We start from the raw sequence: 20,023 nt of genomic DNA on the forward strand, positions 1-20,023 counted from the left end.
CGGTAACGGGCCTTGCCGTTGCTGCTTCCCACCTGCCACCAGCCGGTCACTCGCCGGCGCGGAGCACCTCGCTCAGCCGGTCGCGTCGCCGCAGCGCCGACTCCACGGGTACGACCGCGGCGGCCGTCGCCAGCAGCGCCACGCTCACCAGGCCGAGCAGCCACCACGGCAGGACCGCCGCCGGGTCGGTGGCCTGGCCGGTGAGCAGCCGCAGGTCGAGCGGGCCGAGCGTCAGGCGTGCGAGCAGGGCCCCGAGCAGCGGGCCGCACACCGCGGCGACCACGACCGGCGGTAGCAGCTCTCCGGCGGCGACCCAGCGGACGTCGCGTGGCCGCAGGCCGAGGGTCCGCAGCCGGGTCAGGGTCTGCCACCGCTGCGACGCACCGGCGGCGGCGGCGAGCGTGAGGCCGAGCAGCCCCAGCGCCAGCAGCACCGCGGCGGCCGTCCACGCCAGCCGTAGCAGCCCCGCGGTCAGCGGAGCCACTCGCTGCGCCCGAAGGACGTCCGCGCGCAGCACGACGTCGGAGGCGACGCCGCTTGTCGACACGGCCCGCGCCGCGCCGGAGCCGGTCACCCAGACGGTATTCGGAACGGCGGGCAGCCCGGCGTCGGCGAGGGCCGCGGCGTCCACGATGACGACGTCGTCGACGCCGCCGACGGAGGGAGCGGTACCGACAGCGGTGAGGCGGATCGCCGGGGCGCCTTCCCGGGGCAGCTGCAGCCGCGTACCGGTCCGCAGGCCGCCGTCGCTCGACCGGACCAGCGCCGGAACGTCACCGGGGACGGGACCGGGCGCCGTCAGCCGGGCCAACGCCGGCGCGTCGGGCAGCGGAGTGGTGGCCAGCAGGCGCTGGAACGCCGCGGCGTCCACGATGACCAGGCGTGGGGTGAGCAGTGTCGATTCGGCGAAGACGCGTGCCGAGTCGGTCACCTGCGCGACGACGACCTGCCCCACCCCGGGTGCGGCGCCGATGCGCTCGGCGAGTGCGGGCGTGGCGGCCTCGGCGCCGACGTCGAGGCGGGCGTCGGCGCCCACGGTGCTCCACGCGCCGTCGGCCAGACCCCGGGTGACGGTGCCGCCGAGGATGAGCGCGAACGACGCGAGCGCCGTGGTGCTGACCAGAACGAGCAGCGGCAGCGCGCGCCCGGCGGTGGTGGCCGCCTGGGCGGCGCCGAACACGGCAAGCGGGCGACGCGAGCGCAGGGCCCGCCGGAGCGCGAACCGCGCCCCGAGGGGCAGCAGCCGGAGCAGGACGAGCGCGCCGACGAGCGCGCCCAGAGCGAGGGCGCTGATCGGCAGGATCAGGTCGCCGCTCAGCTCACCGGTGTCGCCGTCGGAGGTGACCGGCAGGAGCCCGCGCTGGTGCAGGGTGACGAACGCGGCGACCGCGGCGATCAGGACGGCGGCCTCGACGGCGGCGCGGCGCAGTTGGCCGGTGGCCCGGATCCAGCGCCGGGCGGCCGGGTTGGCGGGTTGGCGCCGGTCGCGGCTGGCGCGAGCGGCGGCGAGGGTGCCGAACGCCGGCCCGGCGACGGCGCCGGCCAGGACCACGGGAACGGCCCAGGTCCAGGAGACGCCCGGAGCGGCCGCGCGGGCGAGCGCGAGCCCGACGGCGGCGGCCGACAGGGACACCACTGTGGACTCGATTGTCAGTTCCGTACCGAGGTCGGGTAGTGCCGCCCCCCGCTGCCGGGCGGCGCTCAGCGCCGGGGTACGGCGGCGGACCAGCAGGTCGGCGGTGAGCAGCAGGACCAGTACCGTGGCGGTCAGCACCCCGACGAGCAGGACGGCGGCCTGCGCGAAGGCGGCGCCGTTGCGGCTACGCGCGTCGCGCAGGGCGCTGTCGAGTTGCGATTCCCACCGCAGGGACTGGTCGTTGTCGCTCACCGAGCCGGACGCTGCCTTGAGCTTGACCACCTGACCGGCGAGCGCCGCGGTGGAATCCCAGGTGAGCGCGTCGGCTTCGGGGGCGAAGTGGACGGTGCGCCGCAGTTGGTCCTGGTTGACGGCGAGCCGGGCGTCCGGCAACGAATCGCGCGACAGCAGGCCGCCGAACCGGGTGGTTCCCACGCCGTCGGCGCCGGGCACGGGGCGCAGTAGCGCCGGGGCGAGTCGCCAGGCGGGGTCGGCGCTGTCCGCGGGTCGGTAGACCCCGCTGATCCGGACGTCCTTGGCGTGACCCTGGCCGTCCTTGACCGGGATCCGATCGCCGGGGCCGAGGTTGAGTGCGGCGGCGTCCGCCTCGGACAGGCCGACCTGCACCGGCCAGGGCGTTCCGTCGTAGGGGATCTCGAGGTATTCGTCGGTGACGGCGGGGCCGGGCGCGCTGCCGGCGGTCCAGGTCACGTGCGGGCCGCCGAGGTCGTCGGCCAGGTAGGTGAACTGGAAGGTACGCGGCACGGTGCCGTCGGTGATGCCGAGGATCGGGCCGTTGACGACGGCGACGGGCGGGAACAGCGCGGCGTCCAGGTCGGGCCCGAGCGCGTGGGTCGCCCGGGTCCGGAAGTTCTCGACGTCCTCGGCGAGGTCGGGCATCCGGACCCGCCCGCCGGTGGGGCCGTCGTCGCGTTCGAAGTCGGCGTGTGCGAGGACGTTCGAGTCGGTGCCGACGCGGCGGACCGTGTCCTGGACGGCGTTGTCGGCGGCGGCGCCGAGCAGCGCCGGCACCGCACCGGCGAGCAGCGCGACGGCCGCGATGACGGCGGCGGTGAGCAGCAGCGGTCCGGCGTCGGTACGGCCACGGCCGCGGACGCTGGGCCAGTGCGGCGCCAGCCACCGGTTCACCGCGCCACCCGCAGGTGCGCGGCGTCGGCCCGGCGGACCTGGACGGTGACCACGACGGCGACCGCCAGCAGGCATCCGGCCAGCAGCACGGCGAGCAGTCCGGCCTCGGCCGGCCACGGCCAGTGCGGCTGCGCGGCCGGAACGGGCGCGGCACCGGTGTCGGAGCGCACGAGCAGGGGAGCGACGACGCGGGTGGCGAGCGCGCCGACGATCGCGCCCCCCGTGAGCAGGGGCAGCAGGACGCCGGTGTGCTGGCCGAGCAGCACGGCCCGGATGCCGCGCCGGGACACTCCCAGGCCGCGCAGCCGCGCCACCTCGACAGCGCGGACCTGTAGGTCACAGGTGACGTGCAGGACGACGCCGGCGAGCAGCAGCAGAGCCGAGGCCGGGACGATGAGCCGGAGCGCGGCCGGCAGCCCGGCCTGCAACGGGCCGCTGGTGAGGCGGGCCTGCTCCGCCTCGCGGGTCGCGACGCTGCCCAGGTGCAGGGCGGTGGCCCGCTCGGCGGCACCGGGACCGTCCGGGCGGCCGACCCACCAGGCGTCGACCGGGAACGTCAGGTCACCGGTGACGGCGCGGGCGCGGGACAGCGTGTCCAGGTCGGCCAGGACGGCGACGGCGCCGGGGGCGGACGGCACTGTCGGCACGACCTCGGTGACGACGATCGGGACGGGCGTGGTGCCGACCGTGACGCTGAGCCGGCTGCCGCTGTCGGCACCGACCTCGCTGGCGAAGCGGGCGGAGACGGCGACGGGCACCGGGCCGGGGTCCGGGAAGGCGGTGGCGACGAGGGTCCGGGCCGCGTCGTCGGCGCCGCCGAGGTCGACCGTCGCGGCCATCCGCAGCGCGGTTCCCGTCGGCGTGGCGGACACCGTGACGCTCAGGTCGGTCAACTTGCCCGGGATCGGCGGCGCGGACGTGGCGGTCCAGTCCGATCCGTCGGGGGACCCCTCCGCCGACCCGGCGGGCGGCACGGTGAGCGTGACGGCTACGGCGACGGGTGCGCCGGCCGGGTCGGCGGAGACCGGCAGGGCGACAGCGACGAGGCGTAGCCCGTCAGCCGTCGCGCAGGCGGGCAGTCGCACCTCGCGGCCGTCGAGCGGTACGGCGGGACCGGCGCAGGACGTGCGGAGGCCGGTGGCGTCCTGCAGGAGCAGTCGGGGCGTCACGGTGAGCGGGGTGTCGCCGGCGGCGGTCCCGCTCAGCACGAGCGGGGCGCCGGCCGGAACAGCGAGGCCGGTGGTCCGGGTGCGTGGTGCCAGCGCGGCGCCCACGTCCGCCCAGCCGCGGTCGCTGTCCAGCGGCCCGCGCAGCAGGGCGTCGGCGCGGGTGGTGTCGACGGCGACCAGGCGCGGCGCGGTGCCGGCGTTGCCGAGCCACTGACCGACGGCGGTACCACGGTCGAGGGCCGGACTCACCGCCCCCGCGGTGGCCGCGCTGACGACCGCGCCGTCGCCGGCCACCGGCGCCGTGCCGAGGGTGAGTGCCAGGTCGGTGCCGACGGAGAGCGCGGCCTGGTCGCGCTGCGACTGGTGCCACGTGGTGTCGAAGGCGAGGCCGAAGGTTGCGGCCGCGCAGGCAAGCCCGACGAGCAGCCCGGCGGCGACCGCCTGCGGCCGGCGGGCGGCCTCGGAGACCGCCAGCGGAAGCGCCAGCCCGCGGGCGCGGTACGCCAGCCGGTCCGCGCCGCGCAGGGCGGGCAGCACCACCCGGAGCGCCAGGGCGGCGCCCGCGGTGAGCAGCAACGCCGGCGCGAGCACCCGGATCGTGTCGGCGCGTGGGCTGGCGGTGCTGGGCTGCGCGTACAGCTGCCACCACCCGGCGGCGGCGAACACCGCGAGCATCAGGTCGGCGCCGGATCGGGCCAGCAGTTCGCGGCGGGTGCGCCGGTCACCGGGCGCCGGGACGGGCCGGATCGCCAGGACGGTGAGCACGGCGGTGAGCACCAGCGCGCCGCCGGCGACGGCGAGGACCTGGGCGCCGGTGATGGCCGGCCGGACGGTCAGGCCGGCGCCGTCCAGCGGCGGTAGGTGGGTGAGGCCGGCGTGCACTGCCGACGAGGCCGGTAGCGCGAGCGCCGCGGCGACGGCGGCGACGAGCCCGGCCTCGAGTGTGGCGGTGGCGGCGAGTTGGCGACGGCTGGCGCCCAGGGCGGACCGCAGGGCGGTCTCGTCGGCGCGGATGCCCGCGGTCAGCCGGCCGGCGAGGACGAGGGCCGTCGCGGTCAGGACACCGCCGAGGACGGCGATGGCGAGGACGACGGCGGCGGTGACGTGCCGCTGGTCGTCGGCGGCCCGCAGGGTCAGCGGCAGGGTTGAGGCGACCCGTGCGAGCTGGACGCGGTCGCCGAGAGTGCCGGCCAGCGGGCGGTCGGCACCGCGGACGGCCCCGGCCACGGCCTCCAGGTCGCGGCGGTTGGGGTGGGACAGGTCCGGATGGGCGGTGACCTCCATCCGGTCGACCGTGGCGCCCGTGGTGACCAGGTCGGCGAGGTCGACGAGGAACGGGCCGTAGGCGTTGACCGGCTGCATGAAGCGGCCGTCCCGGTAGCCGGGGGCGGAGCCGGCCGCGGCCAGCGGGTCGCGGTCCCAGCCGCGTCCCGGCAGCGGGCGCACCACACCGGCGACCGTCACGTCGATGGCCGGGACGGGCGCGTGGGCCAGCTCGGCGCCGAGGCGCACCCGGCGACCGGGGGTGAGGCCGAGCAGGTGTGCGGTGGACTCCAGCAGGACCGCGTCGCCAGGGTGCTGTGGCCAACGCCCGGTGACCAGCTCGGCTCGGGCCGGCAGGTCGTCCAGCCCCGACAGGTACGCCTGGGCCCCGACGGTGGTGCCCGGGGCGAGCGCGGGCGGCAGCGCCCGCAGCACTGTCGACGCCCGCGCGGTGGTGGTCACCGGGAACGGCGCGAGCGCGGAGGTCACCACGGCGCGGGTGTCGGCGGCGACGGACGGCGTGTCAGGGCCCTCGACGGCGCCGGTGTAGACGGTCACGTCGACGGCGGCGGGCGCGGCGCGGGCCATGGCGACCTCCAGCGCCCGCTCGGCGGTACGGGTGACGAGCAGGGTGCAGGTGCCCAGCACTGTCGCGCCGATCGTGACGATCCCGAGCAGGGCTGCCAGCAACGGCCACTGCGCGCGGGCGCGCCGGCGGACCAGCCTCAGCATCGTCGCGTCACCTGACGTCCGGCACGGGCTCGTACGGCTGCCCGGCCGCCTGTTCGTCGAGGTGCCCGTCGTGGATGCGGATCACCCGGTCGGCCAGGGCCATCATCACCGCGTCGTGCGTCGACACCAGCACTGTGACGCCTTCGGATTCCACAATTCCGCGCAGCAGGGCCATCACCGACAGGCCGGTCTCGGCGTCCAGTTGCCCGGTGGGCTCGTCGGCGAGCAGGAGCCGGGGCGAGGCGGCCAGCGCGCGGGCGATCGCCACCCGCTGCTGCTGACCGCCGGACAGCTCGGCCGGCCGCTGCCGGGCGTGGTCGGCCAGCCCGACCAGCTCCAGCAGCAACGCGACGCGCCGTTCGCGATCGGTCGGGGCGGCGCGGGCCAGCCGCAGCGGGGCGGCGACGTTCTCCGCGGCCGACAGCACCGGGATCAACCCGAAGCTCTGGAAGACGTACGACACAGTGTCGCGCCGCAGTCGGGACAGGCCGTCCTCGTCGAGCGCGGTGACGTCGGTGCCGTTGACGTGCACGGTCCCGGCGTCCGGTCGGTCCAGGCCGCCGATGACGTTGAGCAGGGTGGTCTTGCCCGAGCCGGACCGGCCGACGAGCGCCACCATGGAACCGGCGGTCACGTCGAACGACACGCCGCGCAGGGCGTGTACGACGGTCGGTCCGGTGTGGAAGCGCCGCTGTACGCCGCGCACGCGCAGCAGCGGCTCGCCACTCATTCGCCGCTCCCCGGATCGGGGCGGATCGTGATGTGGTCGGGTTCCAGGGCCAGCCGGACCCGTCGGGTCAGCGCCAGCGCCTGGCGGAACTCGCGGGGCACCTGGACCCGCCCGGCCCGGTCCATCACGGCGTACTCCTCGGCGATCAGGTGCGTGTCGCCGGCCGCGTCGGTGGTGGCGCGGCGCAGCACCTCGCTGCTGGTGCGCCCGTCCCGGATCGCGACGGTCCGTTCGACCTGGCCGCTGACCTCCGGGTCGTGGGTCACCACGACAACCGTGACGCCGTACCGCCTGTTGACGTCCCGCAGCACGCCGAAGACCTCCGCGGACGTGGCGGCGTCCAGCTCGCCGGTCGGCTCGTCGGCGAGCAGGACCCGCGGCTGGTTGGCCAGCGCCACCGCGATCGCGACCCGCATCTGCTGCCCGCCGGAGAGTTGTCCGGGGCGCCGGTCGGCGCAGTCGGCGACACCGAGGCTGTCCAGCAGTTCGGCCGCGCGCTCCCGGCGCTCCTTCTTCGGGGTGCGGGCCGCCGTCATCGGCAGGTCCACCATCTCCCGTGCGGTCAGGTAGGGAATCAGGTTGCTCGCGGTCTGCTGCCGGACGAACCCGACGGTGTGCCGCCGGTAGTTCACCCGGTCCGCGCGGGACATCGCCAGCAGATTCCACTTCTCGACCCGGACCCGCCCGGCGGTGGGGGCGTCGATGCCGGCCAGGATGGAGAGCAGCGTCGACTTGCCCGACCCGGAGGCGCCGACGACGGCGACCAGCTCACCGCTCTCCACGGCCAGGTCCAGTCCCTGTAGTGCCTGTACCTCGATCGAACCGGTCTGGTAGATCCGCACCAGGTTCTCGCAGACGATCAGCGCGTCCCGACCGAACTCGGGCGCCCGCGCGGATGGCCGCGGCAGGGACAGCGGGGTGCTGGACATTCCCTTCTCCGTCCGGGTTGTGCCGACGTCGAGCCAGGCTGGAGCAGCGGTCGCGCACGTGGTGTCACCTGGACGGCACGCGTGGTCAGCGCATGCGTCACGAGCCTCGATCGCCCGTGCTGACGCAATTGAAGCAGTTTCGCAATCGGCGGCTCCGTTGACCATGCCCCTGAACGGCTTTCCTGCATCCTGGACGAGGGCCTGCCACCGACCGTCACGCACCTCGTGGTTCTGCCACGGGCAGATCCGCTACCGGTGAACAGGGGTGTCGTCCTTTGCGGGCCGCCGGCAGGGTGGAGCGCATGCGACTGTTGGTGCTGGGTGGTACGGGTTTCGTGGGCGGGGCCACGGTCGCCGAGGCGGTGCGCCGGGGCTGGTCGGTGACGGTGTTCAACAGGGGGTTGCACGGGTCGGTACCGCCCGGCGTACACCGGTTGCGGGGTGATCGGACCGCGCCGGACGGCCTGGCCGCGCTGGCGGGCGGCGAGTGGGACGTGGTGGTGGACACCTGGGACGGCGCGCCGCGGGCTGCCGGGGACGCCGCCCGCGCTCTGGTCGATGCGGTCGGCCACTACGTGTACGTGTCCAGCGGGTCGGTCTACACCGACCACGCCGCGACGGGGCTGCACGAGGATTCTCCGGTGGTGGACGCCGACCCCGGCTCCACCGACGGCGAGTATCCGCAGCTCAAGGCCGGCGCCGAGCGTGCCGTTCGGGAGGTGTTCGGCAAGCGTGCGCTGCTCGCCCGGGCCGGTCTGATCCTGGGCCCGGGGGAGGACATCGGTCGGCTGCCCTGGTGGCTACGGCGGATCGAGCGGGGCGGGGACGTGCTCGCCCCCGGGCCGGCCGACCTGCCGGTGCAGTACGTCGACGTCCGTGACCTGGTGGGGTGGATGCTGGACGCGGGCGCCCGACGGCTGGGCGGCACGTTCAACGCGGTCGGTCGCCCCGGGCAGACCACGATGGGTGAGCTGCTCGACGCGTGTGTGGCCGCCACCGGCGCCAACGCCCGGCTGCGCTGGACCGATCCGGCGTCGCTCCTTGCCGCCGGTGTGCAGCCGTGGAGCGACCTGCCGATCTGGATGCCGATCGGCCACCCGTACCGGGGGTTGCTGGAGCAGGACGTGACCCGCGCGTTGGCCGCCGGGTTGACCTGCCGGCCGGTGGCCGAGACCGTCGACGACACCTGGCGTTGGCTGGGCGAGGTCGGCGCGGTTCCGCCGCGTGCCGGGCGACCGCTGCGCGGCTCGATCGGGTTGGACCCGGCCCGGGAGGCCGCCGTGCTCGCCGGCTGAGCCTCGGCGTTCGCGGCCCACCGCGACTGGGCAGGTGGCATGCGGGCGGTGCAGGGGACGGCGCGGCCGGCGTCGCTGCCCGGCCCAACCCACCAGATCCGGGGTACGACGTGCGCGCGTCGCGGGTGTCGCATGGTCGGTGACGAGCCGTGGTGCCTGCGAGCACGCCGACCGTCGACAATCCGGTGGCGCGGTGGGCCGCTCGTTGCGAGACTCTGGTCCGTGCGAGACCCGGACCGCTTCCGAGCCGCCGTACACGCCTGGGCGGCCGGCGGTCCCGACGCCACGGCGGCCGGCGCGGCGGCCCGGGACCTGGCCGTCGGTCTGCGGACGGTCGTGCTCGTCGAGGGTGTCAGCGACAGGCGCGCGGTGGAGGCGTTGGCCGAGCGGCGGCACCGTGATCTGGCGGCCGAGGGCGTGTGCGTGGTGCCGATCGGTGGCGCCATGAGCGCCCGCCGATACCTGCGGCTCTGCGGAGCGCAGGGCCTCGCCGTGACCGTACGCGGGCTGTGCGACGAGGCCGAGGAGGACTTCTTCCGGCGCGGCTTGGAGGAGGCCGGCCTCGGTGCCGCCCGGACCCGGGCGGCGATGGAGGCGCTCGGTTTCCACGTCTGCGTCACCGACCTGGAGGACGAGCTGATCCGGGCGCTCGGCAGCGACGGCGTCGAGCGGGTCATCGCGGCGCAGCGGGACCTGGCCCGGTTCCGGGTCTTCCAGAACCAGCCCGCGCAGCGCGGTCGGTCGGTCGAGCGGCAACTGCGTCGCTTCCTGGGCACGATGAGTGGCCGCAAGGCCCGCTACGCCGAGGCGCTGGTGGGTGCCCTCGACCCGGGCGCCGTCCCCCGCCCGCTGGACCGGCTGCTCGCCGGCTGATCCCACGATCTCGAGGGTGGGTCGACGACGTCTTCACGACAGTCAATGTCCAGCACCTCGTCGACCGGCCGCCGCGGGGTGGGCCGGCCCGGCTGGCCGTACCCGACGCGTAGCGCCATCTGCGGCGTGCCGAACCGTCCCAGCGACAGCCGCAACTGCTCCCGCGCCGTGGGCACCTCGATCGGCTGGGACAGCATCGACACGCTCAAACCCGAGTCGGTGGCGGTGAGCAGCACCCGTTGCAGGGCCTGCCCGGCGACCACCTGGTCGATGGCGGTGTTGCCGACCGAGCCGAGCACCCCCACCAGCGGTTCGGGTTCGAAGTCCCGTCCGGGCGCCCGGTCCCGCCCGCCGAAGCCCCGCGTCGGCAGCACGTCCTGTGGCTCGTGCTGGGGGCCGCCGGCGGCGGCGGGCACGCCGTCGGGCGCGGGCTCCCGACGCAGCCATTGCCGTCGTTCCTCCCGGTAGGCGGGGTCGCGCTCCAGCACCCGGTGTGCGCCGCGGGCGATCTCGCCGAACGCGGTCACCGCGCTCACCCCGATCAGCAGCTCCAGCCAGCACCCCTCGGCGCGGGCCGCCTCACCCAGTCGCCAACGCGCGTCGGACGGCACCGGGTCCGGCCAGAATGGCATCCGGTTGCTGAACCGGCGGGGAATGGCAGCGTGCAGGCTCTGCTCGGCGGGGGTCGGCCGGCGCGCGATGTCCGGCACCAGCCGGGCCAGCAGGTCCGGCTCGGCCGGGTCCGGGCGTAGCCGCACCCGGGCCGGGACGCCGGCCACGGCCAACGCGAGTCGCAGGTTGAACAGGGCGGCGCCGCAGGCGATCCGTACGCCCCAGCCGCTCGGGTCGGTCGCCGGCAGCCGCCGGGTCGGGTCGGTCAGCACCTCGATCCCGCCGTCGCGCAGCCGCATCCGCCACGGCTGGGTGTTGTGCAGCGACGGTGCTCGGACCGCGTCGACGGTGGCGGCCCGCAACTGGTCCGCGGTGTAGCCGATGTCCATGGCGGTGCTCCTCTCCCGGTGGGTCGGCCGTGGGCGGTACCGCGACGGCCGGCCACCCCTACGGTCCGCCCGGCGGGTGGGTGTCGAGCAGGGCCGGACGTCCCGATCCCTCGGGCCCGACCGCCCCTGCTCGCGGATGCTGCCCGGCGGGAGCGTCGGACGTCCGCCCGGCCTGGTCGGGACCTTCGGCCCGTGCGCCCGCCGGGTGGCGCGGGTAGAAACGAATGATGATCCGCGTGTTTCTCCTCGACGACCACGAGGTCGTCCGCCGGGGCCTGGCCGACCTGTTGCAGAGTGGCGGCGACATCGAGGTGGTCGGCGAGTCCGGCTCGGCGCAGGAGGCGGCCCGCCGCATCCCGGCGTTGCGCCCCGACGTGGCGATCCTCGACGCACGGTTGCCCGACGGCAACGGCATCGACGTGTGCCGCGACGTCCGCGCCGTCGACTCGTCCATCAAGGGCCTGATCCTCACCTCCTACGAGGACGACGAGGCGCTGTTCGCGGCGATCATGGCGGGTGCCGCCGGGTACGTGCTCAAGCAGATCCGCGGCACCGACCTGGTCGACGCGGTGCGCCGGGTCGCCGCCGGGCAGTCGCTGCTCGACCCGGCGGTCACCGCCCGCGTGCTGGAACGCATCCGCAAGGGCGTGGAGGAGCCGCGGGAGCTGAAGTCGCTCACCGAGCAGGAGCGGCGGATCCTGGAGTACGTGGCGGAGGGGCTGACCAACCGGGAGATCGCCGGGCGGATGTTCCTGGCGGAGAAGACGGTGAAGAACTACGTCTCCAGCGTGCTGGCCAAGCTGGGCCTGGAGCGCCGTACCCAGGCCGCCGTCCTGGCGACCCGCCTGCTCGGCAAGACGCCCTGACCTGATCCGTGCGGGTCAGTCGCGCAGCGGCGCGATCCGTGCGGGTCAGTCGCGCAGCGGCGCGGTCCAGCGCAGCTCGGTGCCGTGCGGCTCGACCGGGCTGATCGTGAACGTGCCGCCGTGGCGGTCGGCGCGTTGACGCAGGTTGACCAGGCCACCCCGGGCGGCACTCGGGTCACAACCCACTCCGTCGTCGGTGATGGTGACGGTGACCTGTCCGCTCTCGACGCGTACGGCGACGTCGACGTGGGTGCTCTGCGCGTGGCGGACCGCGTTCGACAGCGCCTCGCGCAGCACGGCGGTGAGATGCGGGCGGATGGCGTCGGGGACGGCGCTGTCCACCGGCCCGGTCAGCTCCAGGTGTGGCCGGAAACCCAACGACTCGGCGGCCACCTCGATCGCCTCACGGATCTCGGTGCGTAGCGCCGCGGTCATCGGCGTACGCAGCTCGAAGATGGTCCGGCGGATGTCGCGGATGGTGGCGTCCAGATCGTCGACGGCGGCGTTGATCCGTTTCGCGACCTCGGGGCGGGTCACCATCGGCGCGGCGCTCTGTAGTTGCAGACCGGTGGCGAAGAGCCGCTGGATCACCACGTCGTGCAGGTCGCGGGCGATGCGTTCGCGGTCCTCCAGGACCACAAGCAGCTCCCGTTCCTCCTGGCCGCGGGCCCGTTCCATGGCCAGCGCCGCCTGACCGGCGAAGCCGCCCAGCAGGGCCACGTCCTCCTCGCTGGCAACGCCACCACGCTCGGGCCGGTGTGCCACGATCAGCACGCCGTGCAGGGTGTCGGCGGTGGCCAGCGGCGAGATCACCGCCGGGCCGCTGTGCAGCAGCGCCGGCCACGGCGCCGCGTGCGCCAGGTCGTCCACCTGGTCGTGTCGGCCCGCGGCGATCGCCGCGCCGAAACTGGTGTCGGCCGCCGGAAGGACCGTGCCGACCAGCACCCGGGCCTGCTCGTCGACGCCGTCGACCACCTCGACGGTGAACTGCGCGGCGTCGGTGTCGTAGAGCAGCACCAGCGCCAGTTCGGCCTCGGCGACCTCCCGGGCGCGTCGGGCGACCAACGCCAGCGCGTCGGTACGGCGAACCTCGCCGAGCAGCACCGCGGTGATCTCGGCGGTGGCGGCGAGCCAGCGTTGCCGCCGGTGCGCCAGGGCGTACAGGCGGGCGTTCTCGATGGCCACACCGGCGGCGGCGGCGAGCGCGACGACGATCTCCTCGTCGTCCTCGGTGAACTGTGCGCCGCCCTGCTTCTCGGCCAGGTAGAGGTTGCCGAACACCTGGTCGCGGATCCGTACCGGCACGCCCAGGAAGCTGTGCATCGGCGGGTGGTTGGCCGGGAAGCCGTACGAGCGGGGGTGCTGGGTGATGTCCGGCATGCGCAGCGGCCGGGGGTCGTCGATGAGGAGGCCGAGCACGCCCCGCCCGTGCGGCAGGTCGCCGATCCGCGCGTGTTGCTCGGGGGTGATGCCGTGCACGATGAAGTCGTGCAGCAGGCGGTCCGGGCCGACCACGCCCAGCGCGCCGTACCGGGCGCCGACCAGCTCGCAGGCCGCCTGCACGATGCGTTGCAGGGTGGTGCGCAGATCCAGGTTGGTGCCGATGCCGACCACCGCGTCGAGCAGGGCACGCAGCCGCTCCCGGCTGGTGACTACCTCGCCGACCCGGTCCAGCATCTCGTGGAGCAACTCGTCGAGGCGGACCCGCGACAGCGGGCTCAGCCCGAGCGACGGGGTCGCCGACGGTTCCGGACGCGGATGCGGCGCGCTGCTCGTCACCGGGCGATGGTAGCGCCGGCGGCCGTCACCGCCAGGCCCTCAGCCGTGCCCGTCGGCGACCGCGGAGGTGTCGACCACCTGCGCGGTGGTCAGCCGCGGCGTGTGCGGCGGGCCCGCGTGCGCCGGGTCCGCGATGCCCAACCGCAGCACGAGGTACGGGAAAGCGAGCCCGGAGAGCAGCTGACGCAGGGTCTGCCGGGTGCCGGGCACCTCCACCACGGCGCTGAGCGGCACCACCGACACGCCGAGCCGGGTGGCGGTCAGCCAACCGGCGGAGAGCGCCTCGCCGGCCCGCAGCCAACTGTCCCGTTCGTCCTCGTCCCCGTGCAGCACCGCGTACACGGCCGTGCGGTCGTGGCCGGGACCGATCGGCAGACTGCCGGGGCGGCCGAAGTCCCGGCCCGGGACGGTGGTCAGGGGAGGTTGCTCGGGCAGCACCTCCGGCGGCAGGCCGGTGCCCTCGCCGGCACGGCTGGTCCAGTACGCCAGCTCGGCGCGCAGCTCCGGGTCCTCGGCCTCGACCGTGTCGGCGTGCCCGGCGGCGGCGGCCAGGTCCAGCACCTGGTCGCGGTCGAGGATCTGCAACCGGCAGCCCTGCGCGCCGACCGCCTGGGTGATCGCCTCGATCGCCTCGGCCGGCACCGACTCGTCGCTGACCGGCCGCCGGTCGGTGTGCCGGACCCGCATGCACTGCACCATCCGCATGGCGTCCGGGTCTGCCGCCGTCCGGCTCAGGTCGGTGAGTCGGGCCAGCAGCTCGCTGTCGCCCGGGTCGGGCAGCCGCTGCACCGCGGTGCGCCAGCCCTCGGCGGTGAGCGCCAGCCGGGCGTGGTGCAGGGCGGCGCCGCAGCTGATCGCGAGCAGCCGGCCGTCCGGGTCGCTGGCGGCGAGCTGTCGGTCGGCCACCGAGCGCAGCTCCAGCGCGTCGGGCAGCACCCGCCAGCGCCACGGTTGGGTGTTGTGTACCGAGGGGGCGTGGCCGGCGGTGACGGCGGCCTCCGCCAGCGCGGTGGTCAGCCGGCTTTCCTGACTTGTCGTCACGATCTCTCCGTCTCTGCCCGCCGTGCCGTTCGGCGGGGCGGGTGGGTGGCTTCCCCACCATCCTGTGGCAGCCGATGCCGTTCCACAGGGGCCGTAGGTCCCGGGCCGCCGGGTCGTTGCGCCCACCGGTGAGCTGCCCGGTGTCCGGCCCGTCAGGTCGTCCGACGGCGGACACGGTCACCGGCAGCCGCCGGCCAGCTGATCTCCGCGCGGTCAGCGTTCCCGGACCACGGCGACCGGGCAGTTGGCGTGCTGGATCACCTGCTGGCTGACCGAGCCGAGCAGCATCCCCGCCAGCCCACCCCGGCCCCGGCTGCCGACCACCACCGACTGCGCGGACCGGCTCGCCTCGATCAGCATCGCCGCGGGGCTGCCCGGGATCATGTCGACGGACATGCTCAGCTCGGGAAACGTTCGCCGCCACGGCTCCAGCGCCTGCTCCACCGCGGCCCGCTCGTCGGGCACCCCGGCCGCCCCGCCGGGGCCCGGAGTCCAGGCGTGCAGCACGCGCAACGGCACCTGCCGGCGGGCCGCCCGTTCGGCCGCGAAGCCGAGCGCCACCAGCGACGGCTCCGAACCGTCCACCCCGACCGCCACCGGGTCGTCCGGTCCACCGGCCGTCCCGTCGCGGACCACCACGACCGGGCAGTGTGCGTGGGCGGCCACCGACACGGCGGTGGACCCGGCCAGCAGGCCACCGAATCCGCCGTGGCCCCGGCTGCCGAGCACCAGCACGCCGGCCTCAGCCGAGCGTTCCTGCAACACCAGGGCGGGTGGTCCGTCGTACACCTGGCCGGTGATCGTCAGCCCGGGATGGGTGGCGGCGGCGTCCGCCGCGGCCTTGCCGACCAGGTCCTCGACCTGCCGGCGGGCGGTCTCGTCCGGCCAGACCCCGGGCGCCACGCCCGGACCGACCCAGCCGGCCACGGTCAGCCATTCGAAGACGTACGCCAGCCGCACCGGTTGGCCGCTGTGCCGAGCCTCCTCCAGCGCCCAGTCCACCGCCATCGACGCGTCGGTGGAGCCGTCGTAGCCGACCAGGATCTCCGCGTCGCGCACGTCGTCCTCCTCAGGGGTTGGTCGGGTCGGTCTCGCGGACCCAACGCCACTCGGCGACCTCGGGGTCGTCCTCGCCGTACCGGCGGGTGTAGTCGCGGGCGGCCTGCCGGGCGTCGACCATCCGCTGCCGCAGGTGCGCGGCGCTGGCGGCCAGCCCGGGTACCCGGTCGATGACGTCGATGACCAGGTGGAAACGGTCCAGGTCGTTGAGCATCACCATGTCGAACGGGGTGGTGGTGGTGCCCTCCTCCTTGTAGCCGCGTACGTGCAGGTTGTCGTGGTTGTTGCGGCGGTAGGTCAGTCGGTGGATCAACCAGGGATAACCGTGGTACGCGAAGATGATCGGCCGGTCCTCGGTGAAGATGGTGTCGAACTCGTTGTCGGTCAGGCCGTGCGGGTGCTCGGTGTCCGTCTGTAGTCGCATCAGGTCGACCACGTTGACCAGTCTCACCCGCAGGTCCGGGAGGTTCTGGCGGAGCAACTCGACGGCGGCCAACGTCTCCAGGGTGGGCACGTCCCCGCAGCAGGCCAGCACCACGTCCGGTTCGATGCCCCCGTCGTTGCTTGCCCACTCCCAGATCCCCAGGCCGCGTCGGGTGTGCTGGATCGCCTCGGTCATCGTCAGCCAGTTCGGCGCCGCCTGCTTACCGGCCACCACCACGTTGATGTAGTGCCGGCTGCGCAGGCAGTGGTCCATCGTGGCGAGCAGGGTGTTCGCGTCCGGCGGCAGGTAGACCCGCACCACTTCGGCCTTCTTGTTGACCACGTGGTCGATGAAGCCGGGGTCCTGGTGGGAGAAGCCGTTGTGGTCCTGCCGCCAGACGTGGCTGGACAGCAGGTAGTTCAACGAGGCGATCGGCTGCCGCCACGGGATGGCCCGGGTCACCTTCAGCCACTTGGCGTGCTGGTTGAGCATCGAGTCGACGATGTGGATGAACGCCTCGTAGCTGGTGAAGATGCCATGCCTGCCGGTCAGCAGGTAGCCCTCCAGCCAGCCCTGGCACAGGTGCTCGGAGAGCACCTCCATGACCCGGCCGTCGGGGGAGAGATGGTCGTCGCCGGGAAGGGTGGCGGCGACCCACGCCCGGCCGGTCACCTCGAACGCCGCGCCCAGCCGGTTGGAGGCGACCTCGTCCGGGCCGAACAGTCGGAACGTCTCCGGGTTGGCGCTGATGACGTCGCGGATCCACGGGCCGAGCACCCCGGTCGCGCCGGCCACCGGCTGGCCCGGTTCGGGGACGTCCACGCCGTAGTCGCGGAAGTCGGGCAGGGTCAGGTCGCGCAGCACCACGCCACCGTTGGTGACCGGGTTGGCGCTCATCCGCCGATCTCCGCGAGGTGGCAGCGTCCGCAGCTCGTCCACCGGCGCGCCGGTGGCGTCGAACAGCTCCTCGGGCCGGTAGCTGCGCAGCCACCGCTCCAACTCGGCCAGGTGGGCCGGGTTGTCGCGGACCCCCGACAGCGGCACCTGGTGGGCGCGGTACGTGCCCTCCACCTGGATGCCGTCCACCTCGCTGGGGCCGGTCCACCCCTTCGGCGTACGCAGGATGATCATCGGCCAGCGGGGGCGTTCGACGACTCCACCGGAACGGGCCCGCCGCTGGATCTCGGCGATCTCGTCCAGGGCGCGGTCCATCGTCGCGGCGAGCGAGCGGTGCACCACGGCCGGGTCGTCGCCGGCCACCACGTACGGCTGGTAGCCCGACCCGCGCATCAGGTCGAGCAGGTCGGCCTCGGGGATCCGGGACAGCACCGTCGGGTTGGCGATCTTGTAGCCGTTGAGGTGCAGGATGGGCAGCACCACCCCGTCGCGCGCCGGGTTGAGGAAGACGTCGGAGAGCCAACTGCCGGCCAGTGGCCCGGTCTCCGCCTCGCCGTCGCCGACCACGCAGGCCACCACCAGGTCCGGGTTGTCGAACGCCGCGCCGTAGGCGTGGCTCAGCGCGTACCCCAGCTCGCCGCCCTCGTGGATGGAGCCCGGCACGTCCGACGCGACGTGGCTGGGGATGCCGCCGGGGAAGGAGAACTGGCGGAACAGCTTGGCCATCCCGACCTCGTCGCGCGAAACATCGTGGTAGCGCTCCGACCAGGTGCCCTCCAGCCAGGTGTTGGCCACGATCGCCGGGCCACCGTGCCCGGGGCCGGTGACCAGCATGGCGTTGAGGTCACGCGCCACGATCACCCGGTTGAGGTGGGCGTAGACGAGGTTGAGCCCGGGGCTGGTGCCCCAGTGCCCGAGCAACCGGGGCTTGATGTCGTCGGGGGTCAGCGGCTCCCGCAGCAGCGGGTTGCCCAGCAGGTAGATCTGCCCGACGGTGAGGTAGTTCGCGGCGCGCCAGTAGGCGTCCAGCCGGCGCAGCTCGTCGTCGGTGAGAGCGCGTCGCACGTCGAGAGCGGTGTCCATCAGGCTGCCTCTCGCGGGTAGGAGTGGGGTGTCCGGCGTCCAGCTTCACCGCCGCGAACGCCTCGGGTCAGGGCCGTTGGTCCCGCGCCGGCCGGGCGTCCGGCCCGGTCAGCGGCGCCTCGGCCAGGCCACGGACGACGACCACCGGTGCGGGGGAGTGGTAGAGCAGGGATTGGGCGACAGCGCCCAGCATCGCTCGTCCCGGTTCGTCGCCGCGGGCGGCGACAAGCGCCACCTGCGTCGCGCGGGACGTGTCGATGAGCACCTGCGCGGGATCGCCGCGGACGACTCGGCACTCGGTGGGCACCGCGCCGTTGCGGCCGGCATGCCGGGCCACCGCCTCGCTGAGCTGCTCGGCGACGGCGTCGGTGTCCTCGTCCTGCTCCACCACCCGCAGGGCGAGCAGGCGGGCGTCCCGGCGGGCCGCGCATTCCACCGCCCACTGCAGCGCGAGGTGCGAGCTGGGCGAGCCGTCCACGCCGACCAGGACCGGGCCCTGCGGCGGCGGCTCGCGGCGGACCACCAGCAGCGGGCAACCGGCGCGTGCGGCCAACTGCACGGCGGACGTCTCGGCCGGTACGCACTGGCCGCTGCCGGCCATCCCGCTGTCGCCCACCGCCAGCAGGAAGGCCGTCTCCGACCGGCGGATGAGGGTGGCCAGCATGGCGCTCTCGACGATCTCGCTGCCCACTGTCAGTCCGGGTTCGGCCTGGTGGGCCAGTTGGGCGGCCCGGATGAGCAGCTCTTCGGCCCGGTCGCGGGGTCCGGCGACGCTGTCCGCGGCGAAGGCCGCGTGCCAGTCGAAGGTGTGCAGCAGGTGCAGCGGCCGGCCGTGCGCGGCGGCTTCCTGCGCGGCCTGTTCGACGACCGGAAGGTCGAGATCCGAGCCGAGGCCGACCAGCACCGCCGCGTCGCTGGCTGCGGCCATCGATATCACCTCCCGGGCGTCGCGCCCGGCACGACCACGCTGTCCCTGACCGAGGGTAGTCGGATGGTCACGATTGCGGGCCGATTGTGGGGTTTGCGGGCTCCCCGCGAAGCTGATCCGGGGCGGGCGGCCAGCCGACCAGCAGCGGCGGCAACGCTGATCGTGGCCGTATCCGGTGCCGCCGGTGCGCTAGGGGATCAACTCAGCCATGGAGAGCGCCTCGTCCAGCCGACCGGCGGCCAGGTCGTCGTGACGGATCACGAAACGCCCGTCACTGCGGTAATAGAGCTCGTTGTCCACGGGAAAGCGGGCGAGCGACACCCACTCGGTCGTCAGTCGGTGCGTCTCCTCCTCCACCCGGGAATACCATTTCGCGACCGGGATGACGATCTCGCCGGTCTTCTCGCGCCAGGCGAGGGTCTGCTCCGCAAAACCCTTGATCACCTCCGGGTCGGCGTACCCGCCGAGGTAGGCGCTGGTGTACCCGTCGTCGGGCGGCCAGAGTCCGTTGGCCAGCGCACAGAGTTCGTCGAGGTGCGGCAGGTCACGCTCGAGGTCACGGGCCACCTGCTGCTGGAAGGGCGACAGGTCGTCCTCGTCCTCGTCCTCGTCCTCGTCTTCGTCGTCCTCGCCCACCCCGAACCACTCGGGGAACTCCGCGCGCAGCGTGGCGCTGACGTCGTACTGCTCGTCGACGACCGCGTGGTCGGCGGATGCCGCCGCCACCTCGGTATCGGTGCCCGCCGGCACGTACACGACCCGCCCGTACCTGCGCTCCCCGGTGGCAGCGGCCTGCTCCTGGTTCAGGAAGAACAGCAGCGAGCCGTCTGCCGGCAGGCCGAAGCCGTCGACTCGTGGCAGCGCCGCACAGTCGACCGAGAAGATGAACGGCAACGGATCGACCCCGTCGGACGGCCAGTCCATGCCCACCGGCAGCCGGGGCAACCCACCGAACTGACCGACCGGAACACCGCTGGGGCCTCCGCTCAACCGGATCGACAGGCGGAGGTGCTGGCTGAACCGGCTGACCTCGTCGTCCGGGATGCCCAACGCGAGCGCTGCACGACGAAGCTGTCCCTCATGATCCATAGCGCCACATGGTGCCACGTGGACGAGCCCGGCGACCGGATGCCCCATGGCTCGCACGCGCTGTCATCGGCATCGCTGCC

At 74.4% G+C, this 20,023-nt stretch carries 14 protein-coding genes; 3 read left to right on the plus strand and 11 right to left on the minus strand.

Annotation, left to right across the window (positions count from 1 at the left end; translation table 11 throughout):
- Window positions 1-46: 46 nt before the first annotated feature.
- The 4 genes from ACQPWW_RS09150 to ACQPWW_RS09165 are packed head-to-tail and all read right to left on the minus strand — an operon-like array spanning window position 47 to window position 7,608.
- Window positions 47-2,785 carry an FtsX-like permease family protein gene (locus tag ACQPWW_RS09150; protein WP_433131013.1) on the minus strand — a complete coding sequence of 913 codons (2,739 nt, stop codon included), beginning with the start codon at window positions 2,783-2,785 and terminating at the stop codon, window positions 47-49.
- Window positions 2,782-5,949 (minus strand): permease, encoded by a 3,168-nt coding sequence (locus ACQPWW_RS09155; protein ID WP_433131015.1) that lies wholly within the window; start codon window positions 5,947-5,949, stop codon window positions 2,782-2,784. Before ACQPWW_RS09155 ends, ACQPWW_RS09150 begins: the two co-directional genes overlap by 4 nt.
- 7 nt (window positions 5,950-5,956) lie before the next feature.
- Window positions 5,957-6,679, minus strand: coding sequence for an ABC transporter ATP-binding protein (locus tag ACQPWW_RS09160; RefSeq protein WP_433131017.1), 723 nt, complete (start codon window positions 6,677-6,679; stop codon window positions 5,957-5,959).
- Window positions 6,676-7,608: an ABC transporter ATP-binding protein gene (locus ACQPWW_RS09165; RefSeq protein ID WP_433131019.1), complete on the minus strand. Its 933-nt coding sequence runs from the start codon at window positions 7,606-7,608 to the stop codon at window positions 6,676-6,678. Before ACQPWW_RS09165 ends, ACQPWW_RS09160 begins: the two co-directional genes overlap by 4 nt.
- 302 nt (window positions 7,609-7,910) lie before the next feature.
- On the opposite strand from ACQPWW_RS09165, the gene ACQPWW_RS09170 reads away from it, so the two are divergent.
- Together ACQPWW_RS09170 and ACQPWW_RS09175 are read left to right on the plus strand one after the other, a co-directional pair.
- Entirely contained in the window at window positions 7,911-8,903 is a 993-nt protein-coding gene (locus ACQPWW_RS09170) for an NAD-dependent epimerase/dehydratase family protein (RefSeq protein ID WP_433131021.1), read from the plus strand.
- Between the two features lie 222 nt (window positions 8,904-9,125).
- On the plus strand, window positions 9,126-9,776 hold the full coding sequence (locus tag ACQPWW_RS09175) for a TOPRIM nucleotidyl transferase/hydrolase domain-containing protein (protein WP_433131023.1): 651 nt from the start codon (window positions 9,126-9,128) through the stop codon (window positions 9,774-9,776).
- Here the strand turns inward: ACQPWW_RS09175 and ACQPWW_RS09180 are convergent.
- On the minus strand, window positions 9,701-10,777 hold the full coding sequence (locus ACQPWW_RS09180) for an Acg family FMN-binding oxidoreductase (protein WP_433131025.1): 1,077 nt from the start codon (window positions 10,775-10,777) through the stop codon (window positions 9,701-9,703). The two genes, ACQPWW_RS09175 and ACQPWW_RS09180, sit on opposite strands and share 76 nt — an antisense overlap.
- Before the next feature lie 227 nt (window positions 10,778-11,004).
- Here ACQPWW_RS09180 and ACQPWW_RS09185 point away from each other — a divergent pair, with 227 nt between their 5' ends.
- Window positions 11,005-11,643 (plus strand): response regulator, encoded by a 639-nt coding sequence (locus ACQPWW_RS09185; RefSeq protein WP_433131027.1) that lies wholly within the window; start codon window positions 11,005-11,007, stop codon window positions 11,641-11,643.
- 45 nt (window positions 11,644-11,688) lie between these two features.
- Here ACQPWW_RS09185 and ACQPWW_RS09190 read toward each other — a convergent pair whose 3' ends face one another.
- The 6 genes from ACQPWW_RS09190 to ACQPWW_RS09215 form a co-directional block, all read right to left on the minus strand.
- Window positions 11,689-13,365 (minus strand): GAF domain-containing protein, encoded by a 1,677-nt coding sequence (locus ACQPWW_RS09190; RefSeq protein WP_433134236.1) that lies wholly within the window; start codon window positions 13,363-13,365, stop codon window positions 11,689-11,691.
- Between the two features lie 96 nt (window positions 13,366-13,461).
- On the minus strand, window positions 13,462-14,463 hold the full coding sequence (locus ACQPWW_RS09195; RefSeq protein WP_433131029.1) for an Acg family FMN-binding oxidoreductase: 1,002 nt from the start codon (window positions 14,461-14,463) through the stop codon (window positions 13,462-13,464).
- A 213-nt stretch (window positions 14,464-14,676) separates the two neighbouring features.
- A complete protein-coding gene (locus tag ACQPWW_RS09200; RefSeq protein ID WP_433131031.1) occupies window positions 14,677-15,522 on the minus strand; it encodes a universal stress protein in 846 nt (281 codons plus the stop codon).
- Between the two features lie 10 nt (window positions 15,523-15,532).
- Window positions 15,533-17,926 (minus strand): phosphoketolase family protein, encoded by a 2,394-nt coding sequence (locus ACQPWW_RS09205; RefSeq protein WP_433131033.1) that lies wholly within the window; start codon window positions 17,924-17,926, stop codon window positions 15,533-15,535.
- A 67-nt stretch (window positions 17,927-17,993) separates the two neighbouring features.
- Window positions 17,994-18,854, minus strand: a complete 861-nt coding sequence (locus tag ACQPWW_RS09210; protein WP_433131035.1) for a universal stress protein — start codon at window positions 18,852-18,854, stop codon at window positions 17,994-17,996.
- 189 nt (window positions 18,855-19,043) lie between these two features.
- Window positions 19,044-19,943, minus strand: coding sequence for a DUF1963 domain-containing protein (locus tag ACQPWW_RS09215; protein WP_433131037.1), 900 nt, complete (start codon window positions 19,941-19,943; stop codon window positions 19,044-19,046).
- Between the last annotated feature and the right edge of the window lie 80 nt (window positions 19,944-20,023).

Origin of the sequence: Micromonospora sp. CA-240977 (genome assembly GCF_050942285.1) — a bacterium.
Taxonomy (GTDB): Bacteria; Actinomycetota; Actinomycetes; order Mycobacteriales; family Micromonosporaceae; genus Micromonospora.

Bases quoted from the DNA above. Each gene is read 5' to 3' on its own strand.
- ACQPWW_RS09210 (WP_433131035.1), bottom strand. From the start codon at position 18,854: ATGGCCGCAGCCAGCGACGCGGCGGTGCTGGTCGGCCTCGGCTCGGAT.
- ACQPWW_RS09155 (WP_433131015.1), bottom strand. From the start codon at position 5,949: ATGCTGAGGCTGGTCCGCCGGCGCGCCCGCGCGCAGTGGCCGTTGCTG.
- ACQPWW_RS09185 (WP_433131027.1), top strand. From the start codon at position 11,005: ATGATCCGCGTGTTTCTCCTCGACGACCACGAGGTCGTCCGCCGGGGC.
- ACQPWW_RS09165 (WP_433131019.1), bottom strand. From the start codon at position 7,608: ATGTCCAGCACCCCGCTGTCCCTGCCGCGGCCATCCGCGCGGGCGCCC.
- ACQPWW_RS09215 (WP_433131037.1), bottom strand. From the start codon at position 19,943: ATGGATCATGAGGGACAGCTTCGTCGTGCAGCGCTCGCGTTGGGCATC.
- ACQPWW_RS09180 (WP_433131025.1), bottom strand. From the start codon at position 10,777: ATGGACATCGGCTACACCGCGGACCAGTTGCGGGCCGCCACCGTCGAC.
- ACQPWW_RS09205 (WP_433131033.1), bottom strand. From the start codon at position 17,926: ATGGACACCGCTCTCGACGTGCGACGCGCTCTCACCGACGACGAGCTG.
- ACQPWW_RS09160 (WP_433131017.1), bottom strand. From the start codon at position 6,679: ATGAGTGGCGAGCCGCTGCTGCGCGTGCGCGGCGTACAGCGGCGCTTC.
- ACQPWW_RS09170 (WP_433131021.1), top strand. From the start codon at position 7,911: ATGCGACTGTTGGTGCTGGGTGGTACGGGTTTCGTGGGCGGGGCCACG.